Origin of the sequence: Pseudomonas sp. P129, from assembly GCF_020312195.1 — a bacterium.
GTDB classification, from domain to species: Bacteria; Pseudomonadota; Gammaproteobacteria; order Pseudomonadales; family Pseudomonadaceae; genus Aquipseudomonas; species Aquipseudomonas fragariae.
In genome coordinates this window covers 1229854-1243955 of sequence record NZ_JAGPYS010000001.1, presented here as the reverse complement: position 1 = coordinate 1243955, position 14102 = coordinate 1229854, and the positions used below count along the sequence as shown (strand labels likewise).

General features: G+C 61.4%; 11 protein-coding genes. 6 read left to right on the top strand and 5 right to left on the bottom strand.

The genetic code is table 11. The features are described 5' to 3' along the window. Positions 1-23: 23 nt before the first annotated feature. The gene (locus KBY02_RS05445; RefSeq protein ID WP_024661225.1) at positions 24-569 is read right to left on the bottom strand and encodes a cytochrome b/b6 domain-containing protein; all 546 of its coding nucleotides are present in this window, start codon (positions 567-569) and stop codon (positions 24-26) included. Beyond that, on the bottom strand, positions 569-832 hold the full coding sequence (locus KBY02_RS05440) for a PepSY domain-containing protein (RefSeq protein ID WP_003406383.1): 264 nt from the start codon (positions 830-832) through the stop codon (positions 569-571). The genes KBY02_RS05445 and KBY02_RS05440 overlap by 1 nt, the downstream gene beginning before the upstream one ends. Positions 833-999: 167 nt before the next feature. Between KBY02_RS05440 and KBY02_RS05435 the strand changes: the two genes are divergently transcribed. Beyond that, positions 1000-1662 carry a response regulator gene (locus KBY02_RS05435; protein WP_003406384.1) on the top strand — a complete coding sequence of 221 codons (663 nt, stop codon included), beginning with the start codon at positions 1000-1002 and terminating at the stop codon, positions 1660-1662. Continuing rightward, positions 1659-3032: a sensor histidine kinase gene (locus KBY02_RS05430; protein ID WP_024652803.1), complete on the top strand. Its 1374-nt coding sequence runs from the start codon at positions 1659-1661 to the stop codon at positions 3030-3032. Before KBY02_RS05435 ends, KBY02_RS05430 begins: the two co-directional genes overlap by 4 nt. Before the next feature lie 11 nt (positions 3033-3043). On the opposite strand, the gene KBY02_RS05425 is transcribed toward KBY02_RS05430, so the two are convergent. Next, positions 3044-4330: an NAD(P)/FAD-dependent oxidoreductase gene (locus KBY02_RS05425; protein WP_225649952.1), complete on the bottom strand. Its 1287-nt coding sequence runs from the start codon at positions 4328-4330 to the stop codon at positions 3044-3046. A gap of 42 nt (positions 4331-4372) precedes the next feature. Continuing rightward, complete coding sequence (locus KBY02_RS05420) at positions 4373-5863, bottom strand: aldehyde dehydrogenase family protein (protein ID WP_318654142.1); 1491 nt, start codon at positions 5861-5863, stop codon at positions 4373-4375. A gap of 255 nt (positions 5864-6118) precedes the next feature. Between KBY02_RS05420 and KBY02_RS05415 the strand changes: the two genes are divergently transcribed. From KBY02_RS05415 to KBY02_RS05405, 3 genes are all read left to right on the top strand, one after another. Beyond that, the gene (locus KBY02_RS05415) at positions 6119-7366 is read left to right on the top strand and encodes an aspartate aminotransferase family protein (protein WP_024661224.1); all 1248 of its coding nucleotides are present in this window, start codon (positions 6119-6121) and stop codon (positions 7364-7366) included. 23 nt (positions 7367-7389) lie between these two features. Continuing rightward, positions 7390-8781 (top strand): VOC family protein, encoded by a 1392-nt coding sequence (locus tag KBY02_RS05410; RefSeq protein ID WP_225649950.1) that lies wholly within the window; start codon positions 7390-7392, stop codon positions 8779-8781. Between the two features lie 1503 nt (positions 8782-10284). After that, positions 10285-11613 carry a DUF3100 domain-containing protein gene (locus tag KBY02_RS05405; protein ID WP_024639145.1) on the top strand — a complete coding sequence of 443 codons (1329 nt, stop codon included), beginning with the start codon at positions 10285-10287 and terminating at the stop codon, positions 11611-11613. A 25-nt stretch (positions 11614-11638) separates the two neighbouring features. Here KBY02_RS05405 and KBY02_RS05400 read toward each other — a convergent pair whose 3' ends face one another. Further along, positions 11639-12550: a LysR substrate-binding domain-containing protein gene (locus KBY02_RS05400; protein ID WP_003406407.1), complete on the bottom strand. Its 912-nt coding sequence runs from the start codon at positions 12548-12550 to the stop codon at positions 11639-11641. 129 nt (positions 12551-12679) lie between these two features. Here KBY02_RS05400 and KBY02_RS05395 point away from each other — a divergent pair, with 129 nt between their 5' ends. Next, positions 12680-14056: an L-serine ammonia-lyase gene (locus KBY02_RS05395; RefSeq protein ID WP_225649948.1), complete on the top strand. Its 1377-nt coding sequence runs from the start codon at positions 12680-12682 to the stop codon at positions 14054-14056. Positions 14057-14102 lie beyond the last annotated feature (46 nt).

Genomic DNA, 14102 nt, shown 5'->3' with positions numbered 1-14102 from the left:
TAAAGAGGAACAAAGGTGTGGTTTCAGCGATGGCGATCTTCGGGCAACGGACGTCGCTTGCCTGTCAGCATCGACAAGGGCAGGTTGTCACGTACCTGAACGCTTTCGAAGATGGCGGCGGCCATGTGCAGCACCACCAGGGCACACAATGTGTTGGCGAGAATTTCATGGATGTCCTGCGGCCAGTCGGCGCCCCACAAGGCATCGACCTCTTCCATCAGAAAACCGGTCAGGCCCATGCCGAAGATCAGCACCATCATGAGTACCATGACCAGCGCGCCGAGCGGGGAATGGCCGAGCCGATGCATCGGCCGCCGCTCGATCAGCGAGCGGATGTGCGTACGCAGGCGCGCCGGATGTGGCCAGAAATCACTCCAGCATGCGCTGCGTGGCCCGATGAATCCCCACACCACTCGCACCGCCAGCCAGGCAACCGCGTAATAGCCCAGCCAGATATGCCAGTCGCCACCGGCTTCATTGAAGAAATAATTGGCAACAAAAACACCCGCGATCGAGACATGAAACAGCCTGACCAGCGGGTCCCACAGGCGCAGGGAACCACGGTTCATTACTTGATCTCGGTCTTAACCGCTTTACCCGTCACCGGATCGTGATAGATCTCGACCTTGCGCTTGTCCTTGTCGAAGCCATAGATTTCGTAGCAGTTGCCATCGGTCACTTTGAACTTGCTGATCTCGTAACCCTGAGCCTTGAGCTGCTCCTGGAATTTGGCCTGATCCTGCCATTGGGACTTGTCAGCCGTGGTGCATTGCGGGCCGGCAAGTGCCAGCGGGCTGGCCAGACACAGGGAAATCAGCAGGACTTTACGCATGACAGAGACTCGCAAGCAGTTAAGGAGCGCCTACTGTGCGAAACGAATCTTAGGAAAAGCTTAATACGTAACAGCTCGTAACATCTTCCCGGACACACGGCACTTCGCGCTGCTGCCTGCTGACGGCATCATGGCGCCCTTCTCCCCACACTCACCGGTCAAACCCTATGCGCCTGCTTCTCGTCGAGGATGATCGAGCCATTGGTCAGGGCATCCGCGTGGCCCTGAATACCGAGGGCTATACCCTCGACTGGCTGGAGGACGGACTGAGCGCGCTGCACGCTTTGCGCAGCGAGCCATTCGACCTGTTGCTGCTCGACCTCGGCCTGCCGCGCCTGGATGGCCTGGACCTGCTGCGCCAGTTGCGCGCCGAAGCACTCACCCTGCCGGTGCTGATCCTGACCGCGCGCGACGGGACTGCCGACCGTATTGCCGGTCTGGATGCCGGCGCGGACGATTACCTGATCAAGCCATTCGACGTCGATGAACTGAAAGCCCGGGTCCGCGCCCTGCTCAGGCGCAGCCAGGGCCGTGCGCAACCGCTGCTGGAACATGCCGGCATCAGCCTCGACCCGGCGTCGCAACAGGTCAGTTTCCAGGGCAGCGAAGTACCGATGACGCCCATGGAATACCAGTTGCTGCATCAACTGATGATCCGCCCCGGCAAGGTGGTCACCCGCGAGCGCTTGTCCAACACCCTGTACGGTTGGCAGGACAAGGTCGAAAGCAACACGCTGGAGGTACTGATTCACAACCTGCGCAAGAAACTGTCCACCGAGCTGATCCGCACCGTGCGCGGCGTCGGTTACCTGCTGGAGCTCAAGGCATGACCTCGGTACGCGCGCGCATTCTGGTCCCGGTGCTGATGCTGTTGCTGCTCGGCGACCTGACCATCAGCCTGCTCGCCCTGCGCGACAGCCATCACGAAATCGAAGAAGTCTACGACGCACAGCTGGCCCAAAGCGCGCGCCTGCTGCAAGGCGTGCTGCATCAGCGCGCAGCGGGTGAACAGGACCTCGACAAGCTGTATCAGGCGTTCGATCAGGCCATGAGCCGGGTCGGCACCAGTGGCGTGGCCCATCCCTACGAAACCCGGCTGACCTTTCAGGTCTGGCGAACCTCGGGCGAGCTGCTGGTGCGCTCGGCCGAAGCGCCGCTGCTCAGCGCACCTCCGGCAACCGAAGGCTCCCATGATCTGGTCGAGAACGGCCACGAGTGGTGCGGCTTTCTCCTCGCCGATCCACAGCAAGGTTTTCTCATTTGGGTGGGTGAGCGCGATGACGTGCGCCAGGACCTGATTCAGCGCATTGTCAGTCACACGCTGTGGCCGACGCTGATCGGTGTGCCGCTGCTGGTGGTGGCGATCTGGCTGGCCATCGGCTGGGGCCTGCGCCCGCTGCAAGCGATGGCCAGAGTCATCCGCAAGCGCGATGCCGAAAGCCTCGAACCGCTTGCTGTAACGCCCCTGCCCAAAGAGCTGGAGCCCATGCAGTACGCGCTCAACCGCCTGCTGACCCAGATCGAGAGTGTGCTGGAACGCGAGCGACGCTTCATCGCTGACGCGGCGCACGAACTGCGCACACCACTGACCATCCTGCGCATCCACGCGCAGAACGCGCGCCAGGCCGAAACCCCGGAGCAACGCCTGGAAGCACTGGATTTCCTTGTGCATGGCGTCGACCGCGCCGCCCGCCTGGCCAGTCAGTTATTGACCATGGCACGCCTGGAACCGCGCCTTGAAGTCAGCCAGTTACAGACCTTCGAGCTGAACACGCTGGTACGCGAGGAAATGGCCGAACTCACGCCGCTGGCCCTGGAGAAGCGCGTCGATCTGGTGTTCGAGGAAGGCGAGAATTGCGTGATCCGCAGCGACCCGGCAGCCATCACCATTGCCCTGCAGAACCTGCTGACCAATGCGCTGAATTTCGCCCCGACCGCCAGCGAGATACGCGTCGCTCTGCACACACAGGAAGATGGCAGCGCGCACCTTTCAGTCGAAGACGCAGGGCCGGGTATCGACGAACAACAGAAGGCGCGCCTCTTCGAACGCTTTTACAGTCAGGGTCACAGCAATGGCGCAGGACTGGGGCTGGCGATCGTCGACATGATCGTGCGCAAACTGGAAAGCAGCCTGCACCTGCGCAACTCGGCGCAGGGCGGACTGTGTGCAGAGCTGCGCATCAAGAGCAGGACGAGCTGAACCCGCTCGGTTCAAAGCACCACGCGCAGGCATTGCCCGGCGTGATACAGGGTGAAACCCGTGTCGTAGGCGAGGCTGCGCAGCGAACTGCCGGAGACCTTTTTGCCGCTTGAAAAACTCATCGGCAACGCGGTCGCATCGTTGCTCAGCAGGTAATCGGCAAAGCACTTGCCCACCAGTGTCCCGGTGGTCACCCCCCGACCATTGAAACCGGTCGCCGCCAGCAAGCCTGGCGCGGGTTCGAAAAGGCGCAACAAGTGGTCCGGCGTAAAGCCGATGCGCCCGGTCCAGGTGCTCTGCCACTCGACCCGGCCCAGTTGCGGGAAGTAATGCTGCTGGACGCGATCCGCCCACTGACGAATGAACCACAGCGGATAATTGCCGGCGTTACCCAGGCTGCCCAGCAGCAGGCGCCCGTGAGCGTCGCGACGAATGTTGCTGAGCACCGTGCGCGTATCCCACGAACCCTGACCGCCAGGCAGAATCTGCGCCTGCTCGACACCGCTGAGTGGCTGCGAAGCGACCTGATAGTAGTACCCCGCGAAGATGTGATCCTTGATATCGGTCCACTCGCCTTCGGTGTAGGCATTGGACGCGATGATCACTTTCTCGGCACGTACACTGCCCGCGGCAGTAGAGACCTTCCAGCCATCAGCGGTGCGTTGCAAGCCGTTGACAGGAGAATCGCCGAACACTTGCCCACCCTGCGCCACCACGTTGAGCGCCATGCCCGAGACATAGGCCATCGGGTTCACCGTGCCGGCGCGGTGATCGAGCAAGGCACCGCTGACCTTGTCGGTGCCACAAGCGTCTTCGCAGGGTTTGCCGGTCAGCAATTCGACGTTGGCACCGCGCCGTTGCCACTGTTCGGCACGGCTGCGCAGGTCAGCCAGACCCTTGGCGTTATGCGCCATGTGCAGGTTGCCGGTGCGCGTGTCCTGGCAATCGATGCGGTACTGGTCGATGGTCGCGAACACCAGAGCCGGCGCCGCGCCCAATGCGCTATTCAGTCGGCTGGCCTCGACGCTGCCCAGTACCTTGTCCAGTTGATCGGGCGCCACCCAGGTCCCGGCATTCACCAGACCGACGTTGCGTCCGGAACCGCCATGGCCGACCTGGTGCGCTTCGACCACGCACACCGACTTGCCGCCTTCCAGCAAGCGCAACGCCGCCGACAGACCGGTGAACCCGGCGCCAATGATGCACACGTCGGCGCTCCGCTCACCGCTCAGGGCCGGGCTGACCGGACGTTGCGGAGTCAATTGTTCCCACAGACAGCCTTGAGCAAACTGCACCATCGAAAAACTCCAGCAATGTCGGTAATAAGTGCCCGGTTCACATCAGTCGAAAACAATGCCCTGAGCCAGCGGCAACTCGCGGGAGTAGTTGACGGTGTTGGTCTGCCGGCGCATGTAGGCGCGCCACGAATCGGAGCCGGACTCGCGACCGCCACCGGTTTCCTTCTCGCCGCCAAATGCCCCGCCGATTTCGGCACCGCTGGTGCCGATATTGACGTTGGCAATCCCGCAATCGCTGCCCGCGGCACTCTGGAAAGCCTCGGCCTCACGCAGATCAGTGGTGAAAATGCACGACGACAGGCCCTGCGGTACTTCGTTGTTCAGGCGCAGGGCCTCTTCGAAGTCGTCGTAGGCCAGCACGTAGAGAATCGGCGCGAAGGTTTCGTGACGCACGACTTCGCTCTGCCCAGGCATTTCGGCAATGGCCGGCGTGACGTAATAGCCGTTCGGGTATTTGTCCTGCAACTGACGCTCGCCACCGAACACTTGCCCGCCTTCGTCGCGGGCCTTGGTCAGCGCGTTCTGCATGGCCGAAAACGCTTGCTGGTCGATCAGCGGACCGATCAGATTGCCTTCGCGCGGATCACCGACGCGCACCTTGGCGTAGGCGGCCTTGACGCGGGCGACCACTTCGTCCTTGATCGAACGGTGCACAATCAGGCGGCGCAACGTGGTGCAACGCTGACCGGCGGTGCCTACCGCACTGAACAGAATGCCGCGCACGGCCAGGTCCAGATCGGCGCTGGGGGCCAGAATCATCGCGTTGTTGCCGCCCAGTTCCAGAATGCTGCGCCCGAAACGCGCGGCGACACGCGGCCCGACTTCACGGCCCATGCGAGTGCTGCCGGTGGCGCTGATCAGTGGCACGCGCGGGTCATCGACCAGCGATTCACCGGCATCACGATCACCGATGACCAATTGCGCCAGTGCTGCGGGTGCATCACCGAAAATCTTCAGCGCCTTGTCAAACAGTGCCTGACAGGCCAGTGCCGTCAGCGGAGTCTTTTCCGAAGGCTTCCAGATCACCGGGTTGCCACAGACCAGCGCCAGCGTGGTGTTCCAGGCCCAGACTGCGACCGGGAAGTTGAACGCGCTGATCACGCCGACCACACCCAGCGGGTGCCAGGTTTCGCGCATGTGATGACCGGGACGCTCGGAGGCAATGGTCAGACCGTACAGCTGACGCGACAGACCGACGGCGAAGTCGCAGATGTCGATCATTTCCTGCACTTCACCCAGACCTTCCTGAGTGATCTTGCCAGCCTCAACCGACACCAGTTCGCCCAGATCAGCCTTATGCTCACGCAGTACTTCACCAAAGATCCGCACCAGCTCGCCACGCCGTGGGGCCGGTACTGTGCGCCACTTCAGAAACGCGCTGTGGGCGCTGTCGATACGCGCTACGACCTGTGCCTTGCCTTCAAGCGTGACCGAGGCAATCCGGCTGCCATCAATCGGGGTGTAAACCGGATAGTCCCCTTGGGTGTGGGCACTGTTCGCCACGCCCAGACGTGCTAGTAACTCGGCAACCATGTTGATTCTCCTGTCATGAAACCACGGTGGAAATCATCGATGAGCTCAGTATCAAGCCACTCGGGGCTGACCTACAAACGACGTTTTTGAAAAACATGATTCCTTTTAGGAATGAACTTTTGATCATTAGCAGCCAGAAAGGCCACTACATTGGGAATTATTGGAATGACCCGGTGATTTTATTTCGTTTGCGAGCGGTGCCCGATGTTTGTTTGGATAAGGCCATCATGATCACCCGGAGTCGGGGCCAGACCGATGAGCGAACACATCAGCGAATCCATTTCGTTTGTCCACAACATGACGCTGTCCCACGGCCGCAACGCTGAAGTCTGGGACACCGCCGGCAAGCGCTACATCGACTTTGTCGGCGGCATCGGGGTGCTCAATCTGGGGCATTGCAACCCGCAAGTGGTCACGGCCATTCAGGACCAGGCGGCAAAACTGACCCACTATTGCTTCAACGCCACGCCTCACGACCCGTACATCCGCTTCATGCAGCAGCTCACGCAGTTCGTACCGGTCAGTTATCCCCTCAGCGGCATGCTCACCAACAGCGGTGCCGAAGCAGCCGAAAATGCCCTGAAGATCGTACGCGGCGCCACAGGGCGCACGGCGGTCATCGCCTTCGACGGTGGCTTTCATGGCCGCACGCTGGCGACCCTCAACCTCAACGGCAAGGTGGCACCCTATAAACAGAAAGTCGGCGTGCTGCCCGGCCCGGTCTTTCACGTTCCGTTCCCCAGCAAGGACAACGGCGTGTCCACCGAGCAGGCGCTCAAGGCCATGGACCGGCTGTTCAGCGTCGAGATCGACGTCAACGACGTGGGCTGCATCATCTTCGAGCCGGTGCAGGGCGAAGGCGGTTTTCTGGCCATGCAGCCGGACTTTGCCCAGGCATTGCGAGCGTTCTGCGATAAACACGGCATCGTACTGATCGCCGATGAGATCCAGTCCGGCTTCGGCCGTACCGGGCAGCGTTTTGCGTTCAGCCGTCTGGGCATCGAACCGGATCTGATTCTGCTGGGCAAAAGCATTGCGGGCGGCATCCCGCTGGGCGCGGTGGTGGGTCGCAAGCCGTTGCTGGACAACCTGCCCAAGGGCGGCCTGGGCGGCACCTATTCCGGCAACCCGATTGGCTGCGCAGCGGGCCTCGCGTCACTGGCGCAGATGACCGATGCCAACCTTTCCAGCTGGGGCGAGCAGCAGGAGCGCGCCATCGTTTCACGCTATGAAGCCTGGCGGGCGAGCAAACTGTCGCCGTATCTGGGCAGGCTGACCGGGGTCGGCTGCATGCGCGGTATCGAACTGATCACGCCGGAGGGCGAGCCCGGCACCCGACCGCTCGCCGAACTGCTGAGCTCAGCGAGGAACGCCGGGCTGCTGCTGATGCCCAGTGGCAAATCGCGGCACATTATCCGCCTGCTGATCCCGCTGACCATCGAACCCGACGTGCTGCACGAAGGGCTGGATATTTTCGAGCGCTGCCTGGCAGCGCTGGCTTGAACCCGTACGGAGAAAACACCCTGATGAGCACAGCACGCTTTGCCGACCCGGACCAGATCCGCGCGGGCTTTTCTCGCGCCATGTCGCAGATGTACAAGCACGAAGTGCCGCTGTACGGCACGCTGATGGCGCTGGTGAGTGAAGTCAACGAACAGGTCATGAGCCATGACAGCAGTGTGCTGGACAGCCTGCGCCAGACCGGTGAAATCCAGCGCCTGGACATGGAACGGCACGGTGCGATCCGCGTCGGCACGGCACAGGAACTGGCCACCCTCGCCCGCCTGTTCGCGGTCATGGGCATGCAGCCGGTGGGTTACTACGACCTGAGCGCGGCCGGCGTGCCGGTTCACTCCACCGCCTTTCGCGCCGTGCATGAGCAGGCGCTGCAGGTCAGTCCGTTTCGGGTGTTCACCTCGTTGCTGCGTCTGGAACTGATCGAAAGCGACAGCCTGCGTGAGTTCGCCAGTCAGGTGCTGGGCAAACGCAGTATCTTCACGCCCGGCGCCCTGGCGTTGATCGAGAAGCATGAAGCAGACGGCGGCTTGAGCGAAGCCGATGCGGCCGAGTTCATTCAGCAGGCGCTGGAAACCTTTCGCTGGCACAACACGGCGACCGTTTCGCTGGACGACTATCAGAAGCTGAACACTCAGCATCGCCTGATCGCTGATGTGGTGGCGTTTCGCGGCCCGCACATCAACCACCTGACGCCTCGCACGCTGGACATCGATGCGGTTCAGGCCGGCATGCCCGGCAAGGGCATCACCCCCAAAGCGGTGGTTGAAGGGCCGCCACGTCGCCAGTGCCCGATTCTGCTGCGCCAGACCAGCTTCAAGGCGCTGGAAGAACCGATTGCCTTCATCGGCCAAGGTGGCAGTCGGTCGGGCAGCCACTCGGCACGCTTCGGCGAGATCGAACAGCGTGGCGCCGCACTGACGCCCAAAGGCCGCGAGCTGTATGACCGGCTGCTGAACGAAGCTCGCGACGCGCTGGGCGAGTTCCCCAATGAGGCCAATGCCGTGCGCTATGCCGGGCTGCTGGAAGAGACGTTCAAGGCGTTCCCGGACAGCCACGCTGAAATGCGCAGGCAGGGTCTGGCCTACTTCCGCTATTTCCCGACCGAATCAGGCATCGCAGTGCGCGCATCAGGCAGTCTGGAGCAGCTTGTCGAAGCCGGTCATGTGCGCTTCGAGCCACTGGTGTACGAAGACTTTTTGCCGGTCAGCGCGGCGGGTATCTTCCAGTCCAATCTGGGCGATAACGCACAGGCGCATTACGCGACGAATTCGAATCAGCAGGATTTCGAGCGGGCGCTGGGACGCGGGACGCTTAACGAACTGGACCTGTATGCCGATACCCAGCGTCGCTCCCTGGAGGAATGCGCCAAGGCGCTGGAGCTGAGCAGTCCCGCCTACTAATTAGTGAGAGCGAGCTTGCTCGCGAAGACGATGTTTCAGGCGATGCATTTTGGCGCCCATACCGACTTTTTCGCGAACAAGTTCGCTCCTACGGCCTTCGGCCAGAATCAAACGCGGACTTGTGTATAACGATGAGCGCTCTGCGTCACATTCCCGGTTCGCTACCCCTTTGGCAAAAGGCCGTTTTGATTCTGCCCAACGGGCGTAGGAGCGGACTTGTCCGCGAAGGGGCCGCAAGCCTTCCCGAGAATGTATCGCCTGAAACATCGTCTTCGCGAACGAGTTCGCTCCTACGGCCTTCGGCCAGAATCAAAAGCGGACTTGTGCATAACGATGAGCGCTCTGCGTCACATTCCCGGTTCGCTCCCCCTTGGGCAAAAGGCCGTTTTGATTCTGCCCAACGGGCGTAGGAGCGGACTTGTCCGCGAAGGGGCCGCAAGCCTTCCCGAAAATATATCGCCTGAAAAATCGTCTTCGCGAACAAGTTCGCTCCTACGGCCTTCGGCCAGAATTAAAAGCGCACTTGCGCATAATGATGAGCGCGCTGCGTCACATTCCCGGTTCGCTCCCCCTTGGGCAAAAGGCCGTTTTGATTCTGCCCAACGGGCGTAGGAGCGGACTTGTCCGCGAAGGGGCCGCAAGCCTTCCCGAGAATGTATCGCCTGAAACATCGTCTTCGCGAACGAGTTCGCTCCTACGGCCTTCGGCCAGAATCAAAAGCGGACTTGTGCATAACGATGAGCGCTCTGCGTCACATTCCCGGTTCGCTCCCCCTTGGGCAAAAGGCCGTTTTGATTCTGCCCAACGGGCGTAGGAGCGGACTTGTCCGCGAAGGGGCCGCAAGCCTTCCCGAGAATGTATCGCCTGACACATCGTCTTCGCGAACGAGTTCGCTCCTACGGCCTTCGGCCAGAATCAAAAGCGGACTTGTGCATAACGATGAGCGCTCTGCGTCACATTCCCGGTTCGCTCCCCCTTGGGCAAAAGGCCGTTTTGATTCTGCCCAACGGGCGTAGGAGCGGACTTGTCCGCGAAGGGGCCGCAAGCCTTCCCGAGAATGTATCGCCTGAAACATCGTCTTCGCGAACGAGTTCGCTCCTACGGCCTCCGGCCAGAATCAAAAGCGGACTTGTGCATAATGATGAGCGCTCTGCGTCACATTCCGGGGCGTTCTGTGTTCTGTTTAAAGCAACGATAAATAAAATTCGCAATATTGGTGTGCAACCTCGCGCTATGCATACTGCGATGGCGTGTGGACAGCAAAGTGCCGTATTCAAAGGCTCATCCCTTCAAATAGCGCACCCTGTGATCCCCTTGCGAAGGCTCGAAGCAGCCTGGGTCTGGATCACATTCAGACCTCATAAAAATACCTGGCCGGATAACGGTCTCCATGACTTCATGGACTTTCCAACGCTGCCCTGGCGCTTCACCGCGCCGACCTGAAAAACAGAATAACGATTGATAAGGCCTGAAAAAGGTCATTCAGCAGGCAAGGGGATCATCATGCAAAACTCACACGCTGCAGTGTCGGGTGACAATCAGGCCGTTTCATCGACGGTGAAACTGTATGTCTGGGCCGCCATTATCCTCACCATTGCTGAAATGATCGGTGCAGTCAGTATTCCGCTGGGCCCCGGCAAGGTGGTGCTGTTGCCGATGGTCTGGGCGCTGCTGCTGGGCGCGATGATCGGCCTTGCCAGCCGTCGTATGCCGGGCACCATTGGCATCGACCACGGCACGCAATTGCGCTCGGCCTCCATCCTGCAACCTGCCCTGCTGCTGTTCATCGCCAAGCTCGGTCTGGTGGTCGGTGGCTCGCTGCCGGTGGTGTTCGCTTCCGGGTGGGCGCTGATGTTTCAGGAGTTCGGCCACTTCGTCGGTACCGTGATGCTCGGTCTGCCGGTGGCGTTGATGCTCGGTATCAAGCGCGAAGCCATTGGTGCGACCTTCTCGGTCGGCCGTGAGCCGAGCCTGGCAATCATCGGCGAACGCTATGGCATGGACTCACCGGAAGGTCGCGGCGTATTGGCCGAATACCTGACGGGCACCCTGTTCGGCGCGCTGTTCATTGCGATTGTCGCCGGGTTTATCGCCAGCCTGGGAATCTTCCATCCCAACTCGCTGGCGATGGGCTCAGGCATCGGCTCGGGCAGCATGATGGCCGCCGCTGCCGGGGCGATTGCCGCGCAACAGACACCGGAAGTCGCCAAGGAAGTCATGACCCTGGCGGCAGCCTCGAACCTGATCACCACCACCATCGGCACCTACTTCACCCTGTTCATCTCCCTGCCACTGGCGGTCTGGGGCTATCGTGTGCTCGAGCCGCTGATCGGCCGCACCACCAAAGCCTCCATGAGCGAGGAAGGCCTGCGCCACAGCGACGTGTCGCTGGAGGTGCCGGAACTGGGCTGGTCGGGCAAGATCAGTGCCTGGCTGGCGGCGGGGGCACTGGCGCTGATTGCCAACTATGTCGGCTACAAGACACTGTCAGGCGATGCCTTCACCGGCATGGGCATTATGATTTTCTGTGCCTTCGTGGGTGAGGTGCTGTGCAACCTGCTGCGCCGCAAGATCCCGGCGGTGTGCATGGTGTCGCTGGTAGCGATGTTCCTGACGTCGCCGGCCTGCCCCTGGGCCGCCGAGATTGCACGGATCACCGGCTCGATCAACCTGCTGGCGGTCATCACCCCGATGCTGACCTTCGCCGGCCTGTCGATTGCCAAGGACCTCCCGGCCTTCCGCCGCCTGGGCTGGCGGATTGTGCTGGTGTCATTCCTGGCCAACTTCGGTACGTTCATCGGCGCAGTATTGATCGCCGAGCTGTTCCATTGATCCGCACCGCCTGATTCGGCGCGAGTCAGCCCTGCGCCTCGTTCACCAGCCAGTCATGCACTGCGCGACGTGACGGGGTGCTGAGCGCCCCTTCACGATAGGCCAGCACGTATTTCTTTCTGGCCTTGATCGGATGACCGAACGGCACGATCAACAAGCCCTGCTCCAGCTCATCGGTGATCAGCGCCTTGCGCGCAATAGCCACACCCATGCCCATGCGCGCGGCGTCGATGGTCAGGTGATTACGGTTGAACGTGTGGCCGCGACGCACGTCGATGCCATCGGCACCGATGGCCGTCAGGTAGAACTCCCACTCCGCATACTCATAGCTGCCGCGCCAGGCAGTGATGTCGTGCAACAACGGAAAGTGCACCAGCTGACTGGGCGTATCCAGCGGCGGCTTGCCCACCAGCAGGTCTGGCGAGCAGACTGCGAACAGCTCCTCTTCCAGCAAGGGCGTAGTCGACAATCCCGGATAGCTGCCGTCGTTCAGGTCGATGGCCAGATCGAAATCGTCATCACGCAACGAGCCGCTGCTGTCCTCGGCAATGATCCGCAACTGGATGTCCGGAAACGCCGCCTGCAAGCGTGGCAGGCGCGGCATCAGCCATTTGCTCAGGAATGATGGAATGCAGCGCAGCTTGAACACCCCGCCGATACGCCCGGAATACAGCAGGCGCAGTTCTTCGCTGATACGGCTCTGCACTTCGTTGGCGACCACCGCCAGACGCTGACCTTCAGCGGTCAGCTCAAGCCCGCGCCCGACCCGGTGAAACAGCGCAAAGCCCAGGCGCTCTTCGAGCTGGCGCATCTGCTGGCTGATCGCGCCGGGGGTGACGTGCAATTCTTCCGCGCAGCGGGTGAAGGACAGGTGACGGGCCGCGCAGGCGAACACCTGTAGCCAGGCGTGCATCTGTGCGTTGAAGATTCTGCTCATTGAAGAGTTCCGCTAAAGCGTTGCATAGCAACAATCGTTTGTCGTTTCGACAGCCGAAGCCAAAGATGAGTAACAGAAAAAGGGGAATACCAAATTCCCGTGCATCATCTCACCTGAAGGACCTTCGTGATGGCTATCAGCGTCTTCGACATGTTCAAAATCGGCATCGGGCCGTCCAGTTCCCACACCGTCGGGCCAATGCGCGCCGGTGCGCTGTTCGTGACCGAGCTGCGCAACCACAACCGGTTGCACAGCGTAGAACGGATCGAGGTGCGATTGTACGGTTCTCTGTCGGCCACGGGCATCGGTCACGGCAGCGATCGCGCAACGGTCATGGGCCTGATGGGCGAATGGCCGGACCAGATCGACCCTAGCCAGGTCAACCAGCGCATCGACGCGCTGCGTGGCGATAACCAGCTGATGCTGGCGGGCGAACAGGCCATCACCTTCGTCTGGGAGCGGGACATGTGCCTGCTCGATGAAAGCCTCCCCTACCATCCCAACGGCATGACCCTGTGTGCCTACGGCAAGAACGGCGAACTCCACGAGCAGACCTACTATTCGGTGGGCGGCGGATTTGTGATCGACGCTGAACAGGCCGCCAGCGGCGTGCTGGACAACGACACAACCGTCCTGCCCTATGATTTTTTCAGTGGCGCGCAGTTGCTCAAGCTGTGCAAGACCCACGGCATGAGCATTTCCGAGCTGATGATGGCCAATGAAAAGGTCTGGCGCAGCGAGGAGGAAATCCGCGAGAAAATCATGGTGATCTGGGCCGCAATGCGCGCCTGCGTCGACAAGGGCCTGGTGGAAACCGGCATCCTGCCCGGTGGCCTGAACGTGCGGCGGCGTGCCTACCGCCTGCATCAGAACCTGCAGAACCTGGATAACCCCAACGTAATCGGCTCGACCCTGAGCGCCATGGAATGGGTCAACCTGTTCGCCCTCGCAGTCAACGAAGAAAACGCCGCAGGCGGGCGCATGGTGACCGCGCCCACCAACGGCGCAGCTGGCATCGTGCCCGCCGTGCTGCATTACTTCATGAAATTCAAACCCACGGCCAATGACGATGACGTGGTGCGCTTTTTCCTGAGCGCCGCCGCGGTCGGCATTCTGTGCAAGAAAAACGCTTCGATTTCCGGTGCCGAGGTTGGTTGTCAGGGCGAGGTAGGATCGGCCTGCGCAATGGCCGCCGCCGGTCTGGCGGAGATCCTCGGCGCGACGCCCGAGCAGGTAGAGAACGCTGCCGAGATTGGCCTGGAGCATAATCTGGGGCTGACCTGCGACCCGGTCGGCGGGCTGGTGCAGATCCCCTGCATCGAACGCAATGCGATTGCTGCCGTAAAGGCCATCAATGCCGCCCAGATGGCCCTGCGCGGCGACGGCGAGCACCACATCTCGCTGGACCACGCCATCCGCACCATGCGTGACACCGGCGCCGACATGCACGACAAATACAAGGAAACCTCACGCGGCGGGCTGGCGGTCAACCTGATCGAGTGCTGACAGACATCCACCGGCGTCGCGACGTATTCGAGAGCGTCCGGGACGG